This is a genomic window from Thalassoglobus sp. (assembly GCF_048270125.1).
Lineage (GTDB): Bacteria > Planctomycetota > Planctomycetia > Planctomycetales > Planctomycetaceae > Thalassoglobus.
The window spans coordinates 1-21,551 of sequence record NZ_JBLWTN010000042.1; the positions used below are offsets into that span (position 1 = coordinate 1).

The following is a 21,551-nucleotide window of genomic DNA, read 5'->3' on the forward strand; positions in this document are numbered from 1 at the left end:
CATTTCGATCATAGCCGCCTCCAGGTTGCCAGATACGACGACGTGAACGCTTTCCTTCGACCACGCTGATCCTGGGGGTCGACTCTGGTGGCGGGGTGGCCTGGTTGAAGGAATAAGTGTTCGTGGCGGGGTGGCCTGGTTGAAGGAATAAGTGTTCGTGCCACGGCTCTGTGAGCCGTGACTCCGCACGGCTGGCACAGCCGTGGCACTCCCATATTTCACTCATTCAGTCGGTCCACTCTGCCAGGCACAATCGTGGCACATCCGTATTTCATTTATTCAACCGGGCCACCCCGCCGCGAGGTTCGTTGTCGAAACAAAACGTATTGCTGACATTTGGACCGTGGACTCTCAATTTGCTCAACATTTTCTCAATGATTGTGTAACAACTCCACGTTACTCAGTTCGTCAGGCACAGCCTGACTACCTTGCTCATCTAACCGAGCGACCAGCCTCAGCCTTATTCATCGAGTTGCATGCAGAACTCCGCTTTGCATTCGACTAGGCGTTTCATTGTATCGAGCGAAATCACATATTCAGGATTGAATTCTTCGTTGTAAACATAAAGGGCAATTGTCAACTTCAACTTTTTGCTTGCGATAAAGTCATTTAGGTCGTTCTTTTTCTCCCAAAACGCATCGAGCACTTTTTGGACCGCATCATCGATAGCCCAGCATTCCAGCTTGTCAAGTTTGTACTCCCATTCACAATTCGATATGTCAGAACGCTCTCGAAGGTACTGTATTTTTTGATGCCACACACGTGTTGGGTGCAAGCCAATAAGCTGAGAAAGAACTGCAGTATCGAAATCGTCACCTCCTACTACAAATGATGCAGAGATTTCTGGGCATTCGTCTGGCATTGATTAATCCTTACCGATCTAACGGGAAAAAGTCAATTAAATCATCGAACTTATATGGAGTTTCGACAGGTTCTAACGACCCTTTCTTAACGGGAACAAGTATAATTTCGCTGTCTTTACCCATTGGGCGGGGTGGCCTGGTTGAAGGAATAAGTGTTCGTGCCACGGCTCTGTGAGCCGTGAAATTGGGGGTTGATTTCACCGTAAATCGACCTGATCAATCTTCAGGGGGACATCTTCATCTCCAAGGTGTGCTCGGGCGCTTGACCAGGGCAGGGTGGTCCTGGTAATGATGAATCTTTCGTGCCACGGTTGTGCCAACCGTGCGGTGCGGAGTGATCGCTCTTGCTGGACGTTATCATATCGCAAAATGTTGCATCTACTCTCGCATGGCTCGCAGAGACCGTGGCACGCTATCCGTTCTAAACAAGGCCACCCCGCCCAGTTCAGCTTTCACTTTTACACTCTGACAGCCTACCACACTTGGATTGTCAGTTGCTTCTATAAATGAAAAAACGGCCCGGGCTCTCATTGAGACCGGGCCGTTTCTGTTCATTTTTTATTCAACTTCTTTGCTTACTTCGCAGCGGCGAAGCGTTTGGCGACTTCGTCCCAGTTGACGGCATTCCAGAATGCGGCGATGTAGTCGGGACGACGGTTTTGGTAGTGCAGGTAGTAGGCGTGTTCCCAAACGTCGAGGCCGAGAATTGGTGTACGGCCTTCGGAAAGGGGAGTGTCCTGGTTTGGTGTGCTTTCGACGACGAGCTTACCGCCATCGACTGAGAGCCAGGCCCAGCCACTGCCGAAGCGTGTGGCGGCGGCGTTGGCAAATTCTTCTTTGAATTTGTCCAGGCTGCCGAATGTGGCGTTGATTGCGTCTGCGAGTTCACCGGATGGATTGCCTCCACCCTTGGGGCAGAGAATGGTCCAGAACAGAGAGTGGTTGGCATGTCCACCACCGTTGTTGCGAACGGCTCCACGGATCGCTTCTGGAACACTGGAAAGACCTCTCATCAGGTCTTCGATGGACTTCGCTGCGAGATCATCATGACCTTCCAGAGCAGCATTCAGCTTTGCGACGTAGCCAGCGTGGTGCTTGCCGTGATGGATTTCCATCGTTTTGGCATCGATGTTCGGTTCGAGTGCATCGGCAGCGTAGGGGAGGTCGGGGAGAGTGTAAGCCATGTTATGCTCCATTGTTTGATCAGGCTTTGAATGAGAGAACGTCGAAACAAAACCGCACTCTGATTTTGTGCACGTCAACCCTTGTGGGCTCTCTGACACAGATGACGCTGCCCGCGGCATGGTTTTGTTCGTCACCTCCATTTTAGACAGTCGGGAGAACCTCACAACCGTCGGGGCGAGAAATCAATCATGTCCCGAAGAACAGGAATATACTGATCGGTGTCACCAACGGCAGAGTCCGAGGTGAGTTCCTGGCTCGGTTTTGATAAATTCTCGATGAAGTCGAACCTGTTGTCACAACTTGGCGTCATTCCAGCGGCAACTTATCGATGTTCTGCGGAAAGAAACTTTGACAAGCAAAGAGACTTTGATTGTTTCAGAAACTTGAAATAGTCGCTCAAAGGCTGAAGAAAACTCCTTATTCCAAGGGCTTTTCTCCAATGTTTGAGCGTTCAAAATGAGTCGAAGCACGATGGCTAGAACCAGTCCGAAAACCTCTGGAATAGCCGCTTTCCTCAACGTTTGAGAGAGCAATTTCAAGTTTCAGGATCAGTTCTAAATAATCGAGCAGTTCCGGACCAATGTCCGGGGGCTCTTCGGCATCGACTTCTTTTCATGCGTCAATTGATAGAACTGACCCAGAAAGCTGGATTTGCTCTCTCAAACAGTGAGAAAAGTGACCATTCCGCAGGTTTCCGGTCTGGTTCGATTTTGATTTTCCAGGCAAGATGATTGATTGAGATAGAGGCTGCGATGAAATTCACAAAAATGCACGGAGCAGGGAACGATTACGTTTACGTTAACTGTTTCGAGGAACAACTTCCTCAGGACATTCCGGCCTTGGCTCGGGCAGTGAGTGATCGACATACAGGCATTGGTGGCGATGGGCTGATTCTCATTTGTCCGTCGGAGCAGGGAGATGCTCGCATGCGGATGTTCAACGCCGATGGCAGCGAATCGGAAATGTGTGGCAACGGGATTCGCTGTGTTGCGAAGTATGTTTTTGATCACGACATTGCCCGGAAAGAAGAACTGAAAATTGAAACCGGGGCCGGCGTTCTGACGCTGCAGGTTTTCGCTGAGGACGGACTGGCAAATCGTGTTCGAGTCAACATGGGTAAACCGATTCTCAATGGTCCTGACATTCCGACGACACTCGAAGGGGCTCCACCTTTGAAAGCTCCTCTTGAAGTGGGGGGGAAGACTCTGGAAGTGACCTGCGTCTCGATGGGGAACCCGCACTGTATTACGTTTGTCGATGAAGTCACTGACGAATGGGTCCACGGAATCGGTCCGCAAATCGAAGTGCATCCTGCGTTTCCGAATCGTGTGAATGCAGAGTTCATTCAGATTGTTTCACGCTCGGAAATGATTATGCGGGTTTGGGAGCGCGGAAGTGGAGAGACTCAAGCTTGCGGAACGGGAGCCTGTGCATCTGCGGTCGCAGCTGTCTTGAATGGGCTGACAGACCGAACGGTGCTATGTCACCTCCCCGGCGGCGATTTAACTCTCGAGTGGGCGGAGACTGGCGAAGTCTATATGACCGGTCCAGCGACCGAAGTGTTTCACGGAGAATGGACGAGTTGATTTTAAAGCTTGAAGAGGTCAATGAGTTTCGTCGTCCGGATGATACGTTCAGGGCGAAAATCACGTGAAAATGCAGTGTTCTGTTGACCTGCGCAGGTTGTGTGTTGAAAATAGGGCTGAGTCAACGTTTGACAGTTTGTGATTCCATCGATGGTGATGGAGATTCGTGATTCGTCCCTGGTCATTGTCGGTTTAGAACTATGATCACACACAATATGCGGCATATAACGTTGGATGGTTTGCTTCCCGTGGCGATAGCAGCCTCTCCATTCCTGGTTCGGTACACGGTGCGCGATGGGCATATGCTGGAGGTCGCGATTGCGATTTTAGCCCCGATGCTAGCTGCGATTCTGCGAGCCGCGATTGGCGTGCATCAATTGGATGCCGTGACAAATGGCAAACCAAATTTATCTCGGCAAATTCTGTTCTCAATGGCAATTGTGATGCTGTTGCTTGTGGAAGTTTTTGTCAGCACGCTGCAATTCGCACAGAACGAACCACTCTCCTCCTGGTTCCTGCCAGCTGGTTTATTCCTTTTCTATCTGATCTTGATTCAGAATGCTCTCCGGCCGGATGAGACGACGCAGTACGTTTGACAGTACGTTTGATCGAGTGACTGTGAAGAGGCGATGGCAGCCGATTTTCTACCTGGTCGAGTTCGCGATGGCTTCGAGCTGAGATCGAATCTCGTCTGCTAGAACTTTGTCGGTGTGCTGATTGGTGCGGTTTAAGTCGTCGAGTTCCAAGGCGAACTGAGCGACGCTTGTAGCATCTTCGTTTAGTCTGTCGAGAGCAATTGCGTACTCTGCCTGAAGAGCGGAGAAGTTTGGATAGAGCGCGACCGCTTGCCGATAGGTTTCGACTGCTCGTTGTCCATGTTCCACATTCTGGGTTTGTTTGAATCGCTGATCCCAGAGGTTACCGAGTAACCGGATGCGAGCCACAGCCGTCGGGTCGAGGCGGATTGACTGCTCAAGTTCTTCTACCGCCTGCTCGAAAAATTCAGTCCGTCGGCGATTCGATTGATCCCAGAGACGATAGTTCAACATCGCCAGTTGTTGCGGAGGTTCTGGAGAGAGCGGGTCAGCGGTCGCAGCCTCCTCGAAGTCTCGCTTCGCCAGTTGCGTGTTGCCTTCAGAGATGAGGCGATAATTTCCAGTTTGAATGCTGATGGCTGCCAAACGCACGGGGACAAGTGCTGTCTTCACACAACCGAGTGCCAGAACGGTCATCAGTCCTGCGACGCCAAGCAAGCGGCGGTTGTCGAGACTTGTCGAGAGAAGCGGCGATTCTGATTGATCTTCACCAAGCATGGCAAACAGGAAGAGCATCATCACAATTGCGGGCATTTCAATCCCGCTCGCTGCCAGAAGATGAACGATAATTGCGACTGAGGCAGCCAGGATTGATGCCGGGAGAATGTTCCGTTGATTGATGCTTGAAGCAAAGAAAACCGCGAACAGAACCGAGACTCCTCCAACACCAAGTAACACAACTTCGAAGCTGCCTTCAATCAGGTAGAGAACTCCGAGAACGGTAGCTATGGGAAGGATTTGAGAAGTAATCAGGTCTCGCATGGAAACGGCCGGAGGGAGGACTGCTGAACCAGTCTCGGCGGTTGGCTTCAATCCATTTTTCATCACCACTGCAATGAAGAGCAATAATCCGATGAGTGCAAGAAGTCCGCCGCCCGCCCAGATTCCCAGAAAGAGATTGTGCGGGTCGATGATCTCTTCACTTGCGCCCGGGAGTTTGTACTTCAGATACAGCTGCCGAAAGTTGCCCGGTCCGGCACCGAACACCGGATTGTCTCTTAACAGCTGAGCTGTCGACGTCCAGTATTCCAGTCGGTACTGCAAACTTTTGGGAGCTTCCGAAATCACTTGTGGATCGAGTCCCCCCGTCATGGTCGCCCAACCGATCAGGATCGCCAGCAGAAGCATCCCTGAGGGAACTGTCCAGCGTGGGAATGTGAAGACAACACGTGAACGTTTCCATTGAAGCAATATCAACAGTACGGCACCTGCAATTGCCCCGGCCCAAGCGGATCGCGATTTCGTCAAAATCAAACAGAACAGTACGAATATCAATGCGCTGCCCAGTACGATGGCTGTTCGCAAGTTTGCTTTGTCTTGTGCAAACAGAAGCGGATTCGCAAGTAGAAACAGGGCGGCGATCAATAACGTGGCAAACGAGTTCGTGAGCGCGAAACGCCCAATCGGCTCGACGCTGTCTCGGACTCTGGAGAGCATCGACATTCTGGCTGAGGCATCAAGTGTTGCGACTTCGGTTCCGTACTCGTCAGTCAGTTTTTGAAACTCTTGCCGTTCCTCAGATGAAAGCTTCTTGCCCGATTGCGTTCGCTGAGTGTAATCAACAAGTGCTTCGTACGCTTGGGCCTGTTGTGGGAACCAGACATAGTGCTGCCAGATTCCAAGAACGCTCAAAGCGACAACCATCACGACGATGGCATTCAGAAGAAGCGGCCTGGTCTGGCGATTCTGAAGATGCAGTTTGAGCATCATCCACAAAACACCCAACGAAGCCCATTCCCACATCATGTTGAGAGCCGAACGCTGGTTTCCTGTCCCGGTGAATATCATGATTCCGGAAAAGATGTGTCCGAGAACCATCGCTGCGACAGCGAGATCAAGCCAGGACCAACGGAGTTGGACTGCCTGTAAATCTCGCCAACGTAAAAAGAAGGTGAGAGCAGCAAACCCAAACCACAGAAAAGCGATCCACAGCGTGTGGCCTTGATCAACTGCCTCAGTCGGGACAAGAAATCGACAGAGAAACAAGCTCACCAGCACCAACGCGCCCCAACTGGATTCAGGTGCGGCAGCCTTGTCTGGTTGGGATTTGTTCCGTTTCTTTTGACTCACTTCGGTCTCGGCCAGTTCAATTTACGACAGGGCTATTGAAGAAGTCTGACACGTCCTTGCGAGAGAATCAATGGGGCATTCCTCGCATTGTATTCCGAAAAGAGTGAAGCTCAATTCTGACAGATTGTGCGGGTCAGCCTGAATACCTTCTTGGGACTGACTCGGGGATTAATTCTTGTGAAACTTCTCAGGGAGGCAGACGTAAAATTCTGTGAGGCCCGATGGTGTCTCAGATAATGCCAGTGTTCCATGATGTTGCGTCACAATCCGCCAACATTTCGACAGACCAAAGCCGAGTCCGCGTCCCGCTTCTCTTCCGGAATAGAAGGGATCGAAACAATGTTGCTTCTGTTCCGGTGTGAATCCGCAACCGTTGTCGGCAATCCGTAGCAGGACATTCGAACTCCTGACGGACTTTTTGTCTGGATCGCTGCTTAGCTGACCGCCAGGAGGTCCGCCGCCATTTTCGCGGTAGCAGTCGATTTCGATTCGTCCGCCATCTTCTACGGCATTTAACGAGTTGCGAATCAATTCTGCGATGACCACTGAGAGTTGAGTTTCGTCGCCAGTGACTTTTGTGTTTTTGTCGCGGTTCCCCCAAAGGGAGATTTCGCGGCGATGAAATTCATTTAAGAACTGATGCACCACAGTCTCGATGAGCTGAGTGAGATTCAACTCGGCAAGTTTCAGGGCAGGGGGATGAGCGAACAGCATGCTGTCGCCGATCATGTCCCGAATTCGATACGTTTGTGAACCGATCGTATGCAAGAGTTGCTGGCGGTGTGGGTCTGTTTCGTTTTGTAGCAGTTGAGCTGTTCGACCTTGAATGGCAGCCAGAGGGTTGTTGATTTCGTGTCCAGCTCCGGCAGCATACTCACCTAAGGCCGCCAGTTTTTGTTCTCTGAGGTTCCATTCCCAGATGAGTGCCGTCGACAGGAGTTTCGCAGAAATTGAGAGCCAACTCGCGGGGACTTCGACACGAATCGCATCGTCAATCCCGACATACCCGATCGTTGTTCCATCCAGATTCAGTTCAAGCCAGTGCCATTGGGTCCCTTTGTCTAATGATGACTCGGTGAGTGCGGACAGGACTGAAGTTAAGAGTGATTCCGTTGAAACCGATCCGGGGAAAGTTGACCGAACGAACGCGTGTTGCTGATCGATGTACGAAAATTCTCCTTGTCGTGTGAACGAATTTCGCCAGACAAAGATGCACTCTTCCAGCATTAACGCCTCGCACCAAATTGTGGTGAGGCGTTCGATGAGGTCTTCCGCAGTCGAAAAGGGAAGTGTTGCAGAGACGAGGCTCTCGACACTCGGGAATGCGAGTGTTTTTGAATTGATCCTAAGACTCAAGTTGGCACTCGCAATTCTCGAAGAAAACTCTGATTCCATTAAGCGCTTCTCTATGCGTTTTGTGTCCGCGAAAATCGCTTTTCATGAGATGAATCACTCGTGCCCACGAGACAGTTCGCGTACATCTTTTAAAAACTGCTCTGGGGAATACGGAAAACAGTATTGGATCGACGATCGTTTGCGGCCTGTGACAGCCGCAAACAATGGTGCTCAAAATGTTGCTCGAAATGAGGCTGCTGATCGAGGGGCGAAGAGGTGCAGGCCCAGGGTGAACACGTTGTTTCCGGGCTCTGCAACGGAGGCTTTGGCTCGAAGCGGCTTTCGGGCTTCCTTAATTCTTTGCGCCAACTTCCATATCGAGAAGTTTGCAAACTCGCTCAAGAACCGTTTCCATTTCAAATGGCTTTTGCAGAAAGTCGTTGGCTCCTGCTTCACGCAAGCCGTCGATTTTATCTGCTTCCACCATTCCAGAGATGCAAATAATCTTCACATCATCCATGGCTGGGTCAGTGCGAACACGTTGACAAACTTCTTTTCCGTTGATGTCTGGAAGCATGACGTCCAAGACGATGATGTCTGGACGATATTCTTTGACCATCATCCCGGCATCGAATCCGTTGTTGACGGCGCGCACTTCAAATCTGCCATCAGATTCGAGGACATCCTGCAGCAATTCGACAAGATCCGGGTCGTCATCGACGACGAGTGCCTTGCGTTTCCCACTCTCTAAAGCGTCAGTGGGAATTCCATTGTCCTTCATAAACTTGTAGAGGACATCGCGAGGAATTCGGCGAAATTTAGAACCAGGAACTCGAAATCCTTTGAGTTGTCCCGAATCGAAGCAGCGGATGATTGTTTGTTGGCTGACTTTACAAATCTTGGCGGCTTCGCCAGTTGTAAATACGGTCTTCACTGTGCACCCTCCATTTTGTGCTCCCTCCATTGGTTCAGCTTGTCCACGCAAGCTGGCACTAGGCGTCCTCGAATGAAGTGCTTCAGGTCAACTTCCAACTTTAAAATTCATTGTAAGTCAATGAATGGAATGGAGTTGTGAAGACAGCCCTGTTCGAAGTTCCTTCTTCCTGAAGGTCCGCCAAGCTTCTTCGGTCTACCGGTTGTCTCAAAGTTACCGATGTTCCCATATAAACCGATTGTATCTATCTTATGGATTCGGTCAATAGCGTTTTAGCAGCGTGAACTACCAAGCCTTCGTGAAGTTCTCAAAGGTTGTTACTTGAGATTATGGAAGTCATCGAAGAGTTTTGATGCTTGGACTCTTCGTGTTCAATGCTCGCTGCAGTCGTTTTGTACTTACTATTTTCGAAATTGTTGAGACGAATAAGTATCGTGGCAAACAGTTTGCGAAGCAGTGAATGGGGTCTTCACGGGTACAAAAACAATGAAGATGTTTAGAGCAGTTTGCTCTACCGTGTGCCCGTGAAGGACGCATTTCTCTAGTAAAAATACTGTTCGCCACGAGGCAGAACCTGCAAACCAATTCGAAAGATGCTCTAGCTGTACTTGGGGACTGCGGGCTCAGGAACTTCTTCCAGCAAACGGGTGATGATCATGTCGGAATCATAACCTTCCGCTTGTGCCTGGAAGTTGGGAGAAATGCGGTGTCTGAGAACCGGGATGGCGACACGACGAACATCCCCGAAGGAAATTGTCGGACGTCCGTCCATCGCTGCAATTGCCCGAGCTCCGTGAATCAAGTATTGCCCAGCTCGTGGTCCGGCTCCCCAATCGATCAGTTCCTTGATGAAAGCTGGAGTCCCACCATCTCCGGGGCGTGTCGCTCGAACAAGTCGGGCGACGTAGGTGATAATGATCGGAGCGACTTCGATTTGATTGATTTGACGTTGCAGATATTGAATTGACTTTGCGGAGAGAACTTTGCGGACGTCTGCTTTCTCACCACGTGTGGTTGTCGTGAGAATTTGTTCTTCCTCTTCGAGATTCGGGTAATCAACTTTAATGTTGAACATGAATCGGTCGAGCTGCGCTTCGGGCAGGGGATAGGTTCCCTCTTGCTCAATCGGGTTTTGGGTTGCGATGACAAAGAATGGATCGGGCAGGTCATACGTATTCTGACCTGCGGTCACTTCGTGTTCCTGCATCGCCTGGAGCAAGGCTGCCTGAGTCTTCGGCGGCGTCCGGTTGATTTCGTCGGCCAGAAGAATGTTGGTGAAAACTGGGCCTTGAACAAATCGAAAATGCCGCTTCCCATCTTCAGACTCTTCCAGCACATTCGTTCCGGTAATGTCTGACGGCATCAAATCGGGTGTAAACTGAATTCGATGAAACTGAACGTCGAGAATTCTTGCGATGGTGCTGACGATCAGCGTTTTCGCCAATCCCGGCACACCAACCAGCAAGCAGTGTCCACCGGTGAAGATGGCAGACAGAATCTGTTCGATGACATCGTCCTGTCCAACGATGACTTTATGTAACTCATCCACCATCACGTCATGATGACGTTTGAACTTTTCCAGGAAATCATCGAAGTCTTTTTTTTCACTCGCCAAAATGACACCACTTCAGTTCATTGGGAATATGACTGGAAGCTCCTATGTCAAAATCGTTTGAAACGTTGGAGCGATTCCAGAATCTTCAGACTTCACATCCTAGCGAGCGACTTTTCATTTGGCGAGAAATGGACGCGAATTCTTGCTGGAGATGAAAAACTGTGATTCAAGATTCATGAATGAAAGTGACGAATCACGTGAAAAGCAGAGATTGGGAAGAATAGGGTTCACCATATTGATCGGAACGCTCATACTGGGTGATATCGTCGATGATTGATGCAATCGTTGATCGATTCGTTATACTCAATGACCTCCAGATATTTTCTCAGAAACGGATAATATAATGTCACAGACAAACTTCAGCCGTCGCGACTTCCTCGCAACGTCGGCAGCCGCTGCAACGGTGGCAATGACCAAGCCCGGCAACTTGCTCGCCAAGTCTCCCAATGAAAAATTAAATATTGCCTTCATCGGAGTCGGTGGTCGAGGTGGTTCGAATCTTCGTTCGATCACTCGACAGAACCACGTCGGCGTCAACGTTGTGGCACTGTGTGATGTAAACAAACAGAACTTGGGAATCGCTTCAAAGCTCTTTCCTGAAGCCCGGAAGTATGCTGACTTCCGCAAACTGTATGAAGACAACACTGACGACATCGATGCAGTCGTTGTCAGCACTCCAGAGCATGCACATGCTTACGCCACCATGCCGGCGCTCAAGTTGAAAAAACATGTCTATTGCGAAAAGCCACTGACGCACAATGTGGTTGAGTCACGTCTGGTGATGAATGAAGCTGCCAAGGCGGGCGTCGCAACACAGATGGGAACACAGATTCACGGCATGCCAAATTACCGGCGAGTCGTCGAGCTGATTCAGTCCGGTGCCATTGGTCCGGTTCGTGAAGCCCATGTCTGGGTATCACGTGCATGGGGGCTTCAAAGTGAAGAAGATTCGAAGAAAAATAAAGATCGCGTGTTCGTGAGCGAGCGTCCGAAAGAAGCGATGACTCCGCCCAGCTACCTCGACTGGGACTTGTGGATCGGCCCCGCTCCGATGAGGCCGTATCACGAAGTCTACTTCCCGGGACCAAAATGGTATCGCTGGTGGGATTTCGGAAACGGAACCATGTCCGATCTTGGCAGCCACTGGAACGACCTCCCGTTCTGGGCATTGAATCTCGATGCTCCGACTGCGATTGAAGCCTTCGGTCCGAAGCCTCATCCGGAAATTGCACCAGCATCGATGTCTGCCGTTTATGAGTACAATGCTCGTGGCAATATGCCAGCATGTACGCTGACCTGGTATCAAGGAGATCACAAGCCGGAAATCTGGAAGAATGGCGGAATCCCACAATGGGACAGCGGCGTCCTCTTTGTTGGTGATGATGGAATGTTGCTTTCCGATTACGGCAAGCATGTCCTCTTACCCGAAGAGAAGTTCGAAGACTTCAAGCGTCCCGAGCAGTTCATTGAGAACTCACCCGGACACCACGAAGAATGGCTCATCGCCTGTAAAGAGGGGACACCAACAGGCAGCCCGTTCAGCTATGCCGGACCGCTCACTGAGGCAAACCATCTCGGTAATGTCGCATTCCGTGCAGGCCAAAAGATCGAATGGGACGCTGCAAATCTGAAAATTACCAATGTTGCAGACGCGAACAAATTCCTCGGACGCGAACCGCGTACCGGCTGGAGTTTGTAGACCTGCAGAGTAGAACTCTTTAGCCGGACACTTCGAAGTGAAGTGTCCGGCTAATTTTTTATGTTCAACCTTGTGTGATGTCCGGGCTCGCTGCCATTGCTTCGAGTGCTTTGTCAGTACTCTCGGGGTCGACTTGCCGACAGGTTTCGGTGAGTTGATCGCTGATCTCGTTCATTTCTGCGGACCACTCATCATGTTCTGCTCCGATAGGACAGAACTGGCTGAACTCTTGGCATAAGAGAATCATGCGGAGCAGATGTCGAAAGATCACGCCTTCCTGTTTAGTGAGATCTTTCGTGGTGACGTACTTTTGAAAGTCGCCGCCGAAGTGCAGCAGTTGACCAACAATCCAGGCAGAGCGTGTCCTCAAGTCGTTAACGTGAGGATAATCCGAATCGAACAATCTCCGCATTTTGTCTCCGAGTGGAACAGACCAGACGCGGATTTCTCGACCAAAGTTGTCAAGTTCCGGTTCCACAGAATCGGGGTCTAGTTCGGCTTGAGAAATTAGCCCGCGCCCCATCAGTTCGGGATCAATTCGGTGCAGTGCCAGTGGTCCCGGCGGAAGTTCCTCCGGACCAGGAACCCGGACGTCTCGAATCATTGATCCAGGAACTTCTAAGACGCTTTCCAGGAGTTGAATTCGTTCAGCTTTATCTGCAATGCCCAGATGATCCAGTAAATAGGTTCCATAGATTGGATGACAACCACGAAAACTGAGTAGCTGAGACATTCTCTCGGTCGGAGTTGCCCGGTGCGGAATGTATTCCTCTTTCTGGTCGACGAGAGAAGGGTGGATGATTTTCTTGATGGTGCTGGGCTTTTCATTGTCGTCTGAATTTTCCACCAGTGCTTCTTGAAGTAGAGCTCCAAATGTTCCCATCGAGGCGGGTGCTTCTTCGTCTTTCGAGTCCTCTTCAGCTTGTCCACTTTCAGATTCATCAGAGAGTGCAGGCTCCAAACCTGCTCCGAACTCTTCCTCTTCCTCGACTGGTTCAGCTTCTGCGGGAGGAGCAGAAAGGTCCTCGGGGATCGGCCAGTCCCGAAAGACTTTTACGACATTCTCCGGAGGTGGCGGGTCAAGCTCGAGGAAATCACCTGAGTAGAGAGTTAGTAATTGTTTGGTGAGCCGCTCATTGACTTTCTCTTTATCTTTGACTGAGAGAAGCCGCTTGTTGGCGAATTTTCGCAACCGGTCCGCGTCGGGAGAGACCTTTAATAGGTACGCCAGCAAACGCCACGGCAAGTCTCCGCGACTGGAAAGGTTTCGCGGCGGCGCATCGATTACTTTCTGAAATTGTTCTTCGTTCCAGTATTGCTCATTGGCCCGGCGCGATGGCATTTTCTTCTTGAGTTTTTTCTTCATCCGAATCAAGTTCGGGTCTTTGGTGTCCTCTGGGATTTGGTCATACTGCGCCTTGGCCCGGGCGATTTTGACGTCATCTTCATGCGACATCGCGAAGACATAACCTTCGGTATCAAACTGCGGGCGCCCAGCACGACCAAAAATTTGATGAGCCGAACTGGCATCGACCAACGATTTCTTCCCCGGCGGACCTTTCAGGAGAGTTGTCATCACTACCGATCTCGCAGGCAAATTGATTCCGGCGGCGAGTGTTTCGGTGCAAATACAAACCGAGAGTAATTTCTCCTGAAACAATGTTTCGACACGCCGCCGATACCGCGGCAGCATTCCCGCGTGGTGAACTCCCACTCCACGCATTAGAAGCTGTTTCAGTTTTGGCCCCGCTCCAATCTTCCAATCCCATTCATCAAGCCGCGCCGCCAGTGCTTTCTGCTGACCACTTCCCAAGAGGCTTTTTCCTTTGAGTTGCTCGGCAACGGTCCAGCATTCTTGACGATTAAAGCAGAACACGAGAGCAGGGGTCTTGCGGGTTTCTTCAGTCCCGTCCTGCATTTGCTCAAGTTGTTCTCCCAGCAATTCATCGCCGACCCAATTGAACTGCAGAGAAACCTTTCGCTCACTCTCCTGAATCAGCTGAATCTTGCGATCGTGTTCGCGTCGCAGCCACATCAAAAAGTCGACGGAGTTCCCGACTGTCGCAGAGAGCAGCATCAATCGTACATGCTTCGGAAGCAGGGCAAGCGAAAGTTCCCAGACGACGCCACGCTGTGGGTCGTTGAAATTATGGAACTCGTCCATCACCACGGAAGAGACGTTATCGAAATCAAACTCTTCAGCTCCGAGCAGTCGATTCAATAAAATTTCAGCAACTACCACACGCACAGGAGCATTTGGATTAACGCGTCGATTTCCGGTGATCAGCCCCACATCATCCCGAGAGAAACCCCATCGTTCTGCAGCCTCTTGTAACTCATCAAATTTCTGCTCAGAGAGCGCGATCAATGGAGTGGTATAGTATGCAACTTTGCCTGTGTGCAGCGCCTCGAACATCGCGGCCTCTGCGATGAGCGTTTTGCCCGTCCCAGTCGGAGCACAGACAAGAATTCCTTCCCCCTCACCAAACCATGTGAGTAATGCATCCTCCTGCACGGGATAAGGGGCATACGGAATCTGGTCCAGATACTGAATAACCAGTTCTTCTCGATCAATCTGTGAGTCCATCTCAGATTCGGAAGGCAATCCATCTCTCCTGATAAGTATTCAATTAACTGCAACAGAATAAAAAAACGCCTCGAAACCTGACAGGTCTTCGAGACGTTTCGCTGATGATGTTTTGGAACTGGTTCGAAAACTGACTCTGAGAGTGCTTTCGGTGCATGTGAAGGAATCGTTCGTCCAGGAAAGAGCCTGAACTCCACGAAGCTGAACGCTCACATGATTTCGAAAACGGCTTGAGGATCATTTGCCCAGCGAACTGGTCATCCACTTTAAGAAACGAGACATTTTTCCACGTTTCGTTTTACGCAGCTTTTCCTCTTCGCTTGTGAGCCAGGCAACTTGAATCACTCGGCGTTCGCCCTCGTACGGGAGATGTCCGTGGAAGGAATTGTCAGCACGACGAAATGCAGCCAGCGAACCATAAACCGGTCGAATCTCCGGAGCGACCATATCTTCGAAGCTATCGATCCGCTGCAGGAACCGGAGGCAACCTTCACTGTTTTGCAGCCAACCCGGATTCAGGTAGAGCAGGCAAGTTACGATCTTCGAATTGCTGTCGGTATGGATGTTTCCATGTTTCTTGTTGAGCGACCGGCAAATGGAAACCATCGTTGGGTAATCACCCAGATTCGGAACTCCGAGATGCTTTCCAAGATTGTTCGCAAACTCGCGAGATGTCATCTCGCTGACAATTGTATTGATGGTCTGTCCGCAGTCTTTCTCTTCGTGCGGTAAATAACCAGCTCCCGTGTATTGCGGGAAATCCCGATCAATCTCTTCAGCGAGATTCGCTGGCAGCTGGTTCGATGCAATCAAAATTGGAAACGGCTCTTTGAGGACCACTGTCTCTGGTCCATTGAGAGTTTCCTCCGAAAGTATCGAAGTCGTTTGATCCAACATGGACGATCCTTCGCTCATAAGATCTTTATTGTGTGATGCCAACACATATTCGAAGTTGGCGATGTTGATGACAAAAAGTCCTTTCAGGGAAGCATCTTGCAAACATTCCCCGGTGTCAAGATGTGTCTCAACAACGAGGCAGACTGATCTTGCAGCGATCGCGGACGAGTCCGTAATCTGTCGACGACACAGATTCAAGGACGATCCCCAAAGGACGCCGAAACATGGCAAATGGAGAACTGAAAATTCATCAGGGACAGCCAATCCTTCTGAAAGATAAAACACCTTTCGGCGTGGGAGGCCGACGGCTGTGCTTTACGCATCCCGACGATCCAGGCAAGTGCGTGAAAGTGTTGAGACAAGACGAGGACAAAACAATTCGCGGGAAGAAAACCGGATTTGTTCCTGCACGTTTCCGCAGAACCTACGACAACAACGCTCATGAGCGCCAGATTCTGACCAAGATTTTCAAGCGCATTGGCCCGGAAATGCAGCAGCATTTACCGCTCTATCATGGAATGATCGAGACTGATCTCGGTCCGGGAATGGTTCTTGACCTCGTCCGAGATGCGGATGGAAAGATCTCTCGAAGTTTGCGGGAACTGATTTCAACAGGCCACGAATTGGAGCAGTTTCGCCCAGCGTTTGATCAATTCGGTGAGTTCATGCTCAAGCATGTTGTGCTCACAAGATCCTTTCTCGACCACAATCTTGCGATGCAGCATAAATCTGACGGATCATGGCAAATGTACATGATCGACGGATTCGGTGATCCCGCATGGCTCCCTGTTGCAAACTGGTTTCGTTCCCTTGGGGAAAAGAAAGTTCAACGGCGAATCGCTTCAGCCTGGACAAGATTTGAGCAGTTTCGTGATTCAGGCGGAGTGACTCAGGAGTTGATCGAAAATAGTACTTGGGGACAGGGCTTTCTCAACCATCGAGGAGAAACACCGACAGCGAAGGCTGGATAATCATCGTTTACTGCATGCAGCGGGATCAAATGCTGCATGCAGTATAAGGACTCTACGGTTGTCGACCTTGGAGCATATTTTGCGTTGGGAGCTATGCCGCTTTTCTGGGCTTCACAATCTTGCCTGCAAGGTATTCATCCGCCCAGGAAGCATCAGGTTCGTACCCGAGTTGAATCAGTCGGCTGGTTAGTTCAAGCTCTTCGTCCATCAGTAATTCGCAAATTCGGTCAGTGTAAGACTGTTTTCTCCAGCGTTGACTGTTTTGAGAATCGAGCTTGCGAACTCCATTGAGGGCGCCGACATCAAACCCTTTCGGGACATGTTTGTGGAACTCTTCAAATGGGTGGATGACATCCCAGCCTATGAAATCTGTAAGCTCTTGCTGAGTTTTCGCTGGATTCGAAACGAATTCTTCGTACTTAACGACAACAGTGTCTGATCTCTGAATTGCGATCTTCCAGTATTCGTGAATAGTCTTCCATCTAATGGTTGATACGTAATATTCGTTCGGTTTGTTGATATGGTAAGAAGTTAGTATGTCACGAGGGTCGCGGATAAAAAGAATGAACTTTAAATTCACACTCCGTTCGGAGTAATGCTCTCGTATCTCATCGATCAGAAAGATGTCGCGAGGGCGTTTCGTGAGCAGAAACTTTGACGCACGCGAACCAAATCGTGCGATTTCCAATGCTCGGCGTTCTTTCCCATATGCCTTGAGATCACCAATGCATGCTTCCACCATGAGCTGAGCGAGCGTGGTTCCACTGCGGGGGAAACCAGTCATGACAACGTGGGTTTCCAGTCTTTTTTCCCCGAACAGCCCTTTATCGACGAGCCACATCCATGGCACCATCAAGGGGTGAATCAGACTTTTGGGGAATTGAAAAACTGGATGCAGGCTGGCTTCCGCCTCTGCCGGAATTGGTGGCCGATTCATTGAATTTGAGCTCCTTCCAAACTCAGTGGATAGAGTTCGAGCCTCTTGCTCGATGTCAAAATATTAATCGCTAAAGACTCATACTCTGGATAAAGTATCGCTCGTAGACTGATATTCCTTGAGGAGTCTCGTGCGGGAGGCTTGATGCGTTCTCGGGAAACTGGAGTCAGGTAAGATGGCCTGCTCGTAATGTCTGAATCTACTTTAAACTTTAAAATAAACAAGCCATGTTTTTTCTGTTAATTTTATATGAATAGGGGCACTCTCATTTAATTTCAATAAAAAAACGAAATGCATGACCGGGCTGTTTGAGCGATGACCTGGTTGAGAGTTTCTTATTTGAGTCAATCTTAACTGTCGCGTAGGGAAGTGCGTGATTCAGTCAATCTGAATACGGCATCAAACACGTAAGATTCTCCAAAATTGATCTATCAGCAAATCGGACAAGTGAGGTACGATCCAAAAGAAAACGGCTCAGCGGAGCCTCTGTCACAATGATTTTAAGAATTCAATCACCATCAAGGATGAGGGTGCGACGCTATGAGACAACTCTGGGCAGAGCGCATTAAACAGGCAGTCAGACCGAGACTCTACCGCACAATTTACTCGGGGAGAGAGCATTTTACCTGTCCGATCTGCAACTACCGAGGCCCCTTTAAAGACAAAATTGTCAGCAAGTCGCCTGCAGTCACTCGAGTTGATTCAAAATGCCTTGGCTGTTCGTCCGTTGAGAGACATCGGATGATGCACTTGGTGTTTGATGAAGTTTACAAAAACTGGTCAGCGGATCAAAAATCGATTCTGCATATCGCTCCTGAAGATTGCCTGAAGCCACAACTCCAGTCATTTTTTGGAACGTATCAGACTGCAGATCTTCTCCAGGCAAACGTCGACTTCAACGAAGACGTTCAGAATATGAGCTTTCCTGACGGAACATACGATTCCGTGCTCATCTCCCGCGTACTGACGATTCCTCCCGACCTGGAAGCCTGCATCCGTGAGATACGTCGCATTCTGAAACCCGGCGGAATCGCGATTATCGCTGAAATTTACTTCCATGAAGAGTCGATCGAGTACGGAAAGTTCATTGGTGAGCGTTCACGTGAAATCGGTGTTGATCTCATTACGATGATGGAACGCCACTTCTCACGTGTCGAAAAATTCACTTCTGATCGCTACGAAGAAGAATATCAACTGATCAACCGAATGGTCGTCGACGGCAAGCCTCATGATGACTACCCGGAAGTCGTGCGAGTCCCCGGGCTTGGGTTAATGGATTTGGTTGCAGTTTGTCACGTCTAGAGCATCTTTCGAATTGGTTTGCAGTTTCTGCCTCGTGGCGAACAGCATTTTTACTAGAACCAGTCCGAAAACCTCTGGAATCGTCGCTTTCCTCAACGTTTGAGAGAGCAATTTCAAGTTTCAGGACCAGTTCTAGAGAGATTCAACTTTGGTCTTTATGTACGACCTCGTGGTGAACTGCCTCTGAAGTCATAACAGTGACCGTGCAGTACGCGTTTCACCAGTAAAATTGTTGTGTCCGCCACGAGGCAGAATCCGAACACCGATTCGGGAAATGCTGGAAGCGGCCAATTCAGATTTTTAATTCAGTTCCAAGATCCTGTTGAATTATGGCATATTTCATTCGATCGTTGAAACGCCGCTACCAACACGCATTGATTTCTCCCAAGCGACGTGAACTCGAACAGCAACTCTCAGACGATTGGAGTAAGAAGATCCGTCTCGTCCCTGCTTCGACATCGGAAAGTTACGACGAGATTTTCTACGCCATTGAGAACGATGCGCGCGTTGCTGTTGTTCGCGTGAACAGTCCACATCGGGGGCCAAAAGATCCGGTAAAACCCGAAGATCCAATCTACCCGCTCGATTCAGCTGGGCGACTGGAACGCGAGTGGACAGCCTATTCGAAACTCTCAACAGTTGATCTGTCTCCCCAACCGCTTTGGCGATCCGATGAAGCGATTGCTTGCTCGTGGTTCGACTGGGAGCGAGTTTCCCGATACCTGGTACTGCATCGGTCTCGCTTTTGGGATGTCTTCGAGAAAATTTTGCCAGCTATTCGACTGATGCACGAACAAGGTGTGACTCACCTCGACATGAACTTGGGGAACTTGCTCATCAGCCGTGATGGAAAAAAGATCGTCATTATCGATTTTGAATTTGACCCCAACGACTGGTTGTCCTACGAACAACAGCTCGGATTTGATTACTTGCGTGTCATCCTCGATTGCACGAAGCGCCGCCGAGGAGGACAGTATCTGCTCTCCGATCTGGATCGCATGGTCGCTCTCATCGAGAAAAACGTCGAACCCGCAGCCCGTGAAGCCGACCTCAGTTTCGCACTCAAGCCACTTTATAAACTGAAAAGATACCCCGAACTGCACGCCAGATTAAGCAAGCTGTTCCACGGGCTCTAGACATTCTCATTCCGTGTAGAACGCGTTTCACCAGTAAAATTGCTACTCACCAAGAGGTGCACCCCGAACGCTATTTCGAAATGCCCGACAGGAAAGCATGAAAGTGACTTTCGCGGGTACTTCAAGCATGCAGTCTTAGAAGTGCTCTACGCGGCGTTTCGATTTTTATGTTGGGCAACGTGCTCAGCCGTGTCGTTCAACACGGTGCAAACTCCGCTTTTCGAGAGAATCCGCTGAATTGCAATTCTGGAAGCGTCGAGCTCTCCATCATTGTTGAATAGAACAGCGTCCGTCGGGCAGCGTAGAGCAAACTCCTGAAACATGTCCTCGTCATATCTGCAATGACCCTGTCTGGTCACTTCCTGTTTTCGCTGCATGACGGTTTCGTGACTGGCGATGCAATGAACATTAGGAATTCGTACGCCAAAGAGATTGCGAAGCCAATGGAACTTTGAAAAACGCGGCGCATCCGTTTTTCGGTCGACATACAGGAAGTCGATCAGTGACCGGTCGATCAGGGTTGAACTGTTTTTCGAAGAAAACAGCAACATCAGTCGCAGTCCGAGGCATGCTCGCAAGTAAACGAACGGGGCGAGGATCTCATCGAATCGTTCACGGTCTTGAAAGAGCAGAGGACGAATAAAGATGACTGCCAGTTTGTAGCTGAGCGCTTTTCGATAGAAATGTTTGCCGGTTTTGATGCGACCAATTTTTGTGTCATGTTTTTTTAATTCATGAGCCAGTGTCGTTTTACCGGCTCCGTCGCATCCAATCATTGTCACCATTGACGAGTGTCGCGGAGTTCCAATTCCTGCGGCTTGCAGCTTGGCGAAAATTGTCGATGTCTGTTGTTGATTCCGTTTCAACTGACTCGTGTTCAGGGTCTTGTTCAGATGCTCAAGACTGATCTGCTCGGCAGTTGGGGAGAGTGTTTCGTTCAACAGGATCGAAGAGACGACATCGCGTAGCTCAACGTTTCGGCTCTCAAGAAAGCGCTGGAAATAGTTGGTCAGTCGGTGTTGAACGGATGGGGTATTCAGATTCTTCTTTTTGCAGATCAAGTGTTGAATGTAAACGCACGCTTCGATCTCAAACGGCAGTCTTTGTATCGATTCGTTTGAGTCAATCACTGCAGTCTGACAAGCTTCGTAGGTGAGTGAGCTGCGTCCGCGATCCAGTTGAGGCAGGTTCGTCCAAAGATCAAACAACGCGGACTGGCGACCGTCCAGCGAGAAGAGCGTGAACTCAACTTTGTTCTCTTTACGGCTGCGAATACGCATATGACAGCGTCCTGCTCTCACCCATTCAAAGCAGGTTTTTAAAAGCAGATGGACCGATTCTCGTGTCCCGAGCAGGTCGATATCGTCATCTGTGAGATTGTCGGCAGCGAATGTTTCACCTCGCAGCTGAATGAACTTCCAGGGACCGGATTTTATCTCCGCCAGACATTTTGCGAACGCCTGACCAATCTCTGCGGATCGGTTCTGGAGCTTGGGCTGCTTGATGAATTGACTCATCATTCCATCCTTGGAGGCACTTTGGCTCGTGCAGACACATGGCCTGAAAAGTGAATTCGATTGTTGTGAGTTCTTAGTCACATATGCTCATGACGTTTTACC

16 protein-coding genes and 1 pseudogene are annotated in these 21,551 nt (G+C 49.9%); 6 read left to right on the forward strand and 11 right to left on the reverse strand.

The features are described from left to right. The 3 genes and pseudogenes from ACN0YR_RS23970 to ACN0YR_RS23980 form a co-directional block, all read right to left on the reverse strand. Positions 1-226 (reverse strand): annotated as a pseudogene (locus tag ACN0YR_RS23970) (hypothetical protein); the annotation flags it as partial. A 234-nt stretch (positions 227-460) separates the two neighbouring features. Next, on the reverse strand, positions 461-862 hold the full coding sequence (locus ACN0YR_RS23975) for a DUF4279 domain-containing protein (RefSeq protein ID WP_417851742.1): 402 nt from the start codon (positions 860-862) through the stop codon (positions 461-463). Positions 863-1,438: 576 nt separating this feature from the next. Then, positions 1,439-2,047: a superoxide dismutase gene (locus ACN0YR_RS23980; protein ID WP_417851743.1), complete on the reverse strand. Its 609-nt coding sequence runs from the start codon at positions 2,045-2,047 to the stop codon at positions 1,439-1,441. Between the two features lie 753 nt (positions 2,048-2,800). Here ACN0YR_RS23980 and dapF point away from each other — a divergent pair. Both dapF and ACN0YR_RS23990 read left to right on the forward strand, forming a co-directional pair. Next, the gene (gene dapF, locus ACN0YR_RS23985) at positions 2,801-3,634 is read left to right on the forward strand and encodes a diaminopimelate epimerase (protein ID WP_417851744.1); all 834 of its coding nucleotides are present in this window, start codon (positions 2,801-2,803) and stop codon (positions 3,632-3,634) included. Between the two features lie 200 nt (positions 3,635-3,834). Continuing rightward, the gene (locus tag ACN0YR_RS23990; RefSeq protein WP_417851745.1) at positions 3,835-4,230 is read left to right on the forward strand and encodes a hypothetical protein; all 396 of its coding nucleotides are present in this window, start codon (positions 3,835-3,837) and stop codon (positions 4,228-4,230) included. Between the two features lie 48 nt (positions 4,231-4,278). Here ACN0YR_RS23990 and ACN0YR_RS23995 read toward each other — a convergent pair whose 3' ends face one another. The 4 genes from ACN0YR_RS23995 to ACN0YR_RS24010 all read right to left on the reverse strand — a co-directional run bounded on the left by ACN0YR_RS23995 (position 4,279) and on the right by ACN0YR_RS24010 (position 10,403). Next, a complete protein-coding gene (locus tag ACN0YR_RS23995) occupies positions 4,279-6,519 on the reverse strand; it encodes an O-antigen ligase family protein (protein ID WP_417851746.1) in 2,241 nt (746 codons plus the stop codon). A 168-nt stretch (positions 6,520-6,687) separates the two neighbouring features. Then, positions 6,688-7,875 (reverse strand): sensor histidine kinase, encoded by a 1,188-nt coding sequence (locus ACN0YR_RS24000; protein WP_417851747.1) that lies wholly within the window; start codon positions 7,873-7,875, stop codon positions 6,688-6,690. A gap of 331 nt (positions 7,876-8,206) precedes the next feature. Then, positions 8,207-8,788 (reverse strand): response regulator, encoded by a 582-nt coding sequence (locus ACN0YR_RS24005; protein ID WP_417851748.1) that lies wholly within the window; start codon positions 8,786-8,788, stop codon positions 8,207-8,209. A 598-nt stretch (positions 8,789-9,386) separates the two neighbouring features. Then, positions 9,387-10,403, reverse strand: a complete 1,017-nt coding sequence (locus ACN0YR_RS24010; RefSeq protein ID WP_417851749.1) for an AAA family ATPase — start codon at positions 10,401-10,403, stop codon at positions 9,387-9,389. Between the two features lie 343 nt (positions 10,404-10,746). Here ACN0YR_RS24010 and ACN0YR_RS24015 point away from each other — a divergent pair, with 343 nt between their 5' ends. After that, on the forward strand, positions 10,747-12,102 hold the full coding sequence (locus tag ACN0YR_RS24015) for a Gfo/Idh/MocA family oxidoreductase (RefSeq protein ID WP_417851750.1): 1,356 nt from the start codon (positions 10,747-10,749) through the stop codon (positions 12,100-12,102). A gap of 64 nt (positions 12,103-12,166) precedes the next feature. Here the strand turns inward: ACN0YR_RS24015 and ACN0YR_RS24020 are convergent, their stop codons facing one another. Together ACN0YR_RS24020 and ACN0YR_RS24025 are read right to left on the reverse strand one after the other, a co-directional pair. Then, complete coding sequence (locus tag ACN0YR_RS24020) at positions 12,167-14,689, reverse strand: DEAD/DEAH box helicase (RefSeq protein WP_417851763.1); 2,523 nt, start codon at positions 14,687-14,689, stop codon at positions 12,167-12,169. Between the two features lie 237 nt (positions 14,690-14,926). After that, a complete protein-coding gene (locus tag ACN0YR_RS24025) occupies positions 14,927-15,784 on the reverse strand; it encodes a 2OG-Fe(II) oxygenase (protein WP_417851751.1) in 858 nt (285 codons plus the stop codon). A gap of 26 nt (positions 15,785-15,810) precedes the next feature. Here ACN0YR_RS24025 and ACN0YR_RS24030 point away from each other — a divergent pair, with 26 nt between their 5' ends. Continuing rightward, positions 15,811-16,557, forward strand: a complete 747-nt coding sequence (locus tag ACN0YR_RS24030; RefSeq protein WP_417851752.1) for a YrbL family protein — start codon at positions 15,811-15,813, stop codon at positions 16,555-16,557. A gap of 91 nt (positions 16,558-16,648) precedes the next feature. On the opposite strand, the gene ACN0YR_RS24035 is transcribed toward ACN0YR_RS24030, so the two are convergent. Next, positions 16,649-17,494: a sulfotransferase family protein gene (locus tag ACN0YR_RS24035; RefSeq protein WP_417851753.1), complete on the reverse strand. Its 846-nt coding sequence runs from the start codon at positions 17,492-17,494 to the stop codon at positions 16,649-16,651. A 540-nt stretch (positions 17,495-18,034) separates the two neighbouring features. Between ACN0YR_RS24035 and ACN0YR_RS24040 the strand changes: the two genes are divergently transcribed. Together ACN0YR_RS24040 and ACN0YR_RS24045 are read left to right on the forward strand one after the other, a co-directional pair. Then, positions 18,035-18,796, forward strand: a complete 762-nt coding sequence (locus ACN0YR_RS24040) for a class I SAM-dependent methyltransferase (RefSeq protein WP_417851754.1) — start codon at positions 18,035-18,037, stop codon at positions 18,794-18,796. Between the two features lie 329 nt (positions 18,797-19,125). After that, entirely contained in the window at positions 19,126-19,932 is an 807-nt protein-coding gene (locus ACN0YR_RS24045; protein ID WP_417851755.1) for a phosphotransferase, read from the forward strand. 146 nt (positions 19,933-20,078) lie between these two features. Here ACN0YR_RS24045 and ACN0YR_RS24050 read toward each other — a convergent pair whose 3' ends face one another. Beyond that, positions 20,079-21,449, reverse strand: a complete 1,371-nt coding sequence (locus ACN0YR_RS24050) for a hypothetical protein (RefSeq protein WP_417851756.1) — start codon at positions 21,447-21,449, stop codon at positions 20,079-20,081. Positions 21,450-21,551 lie beyond the last annotated feature (102 nt).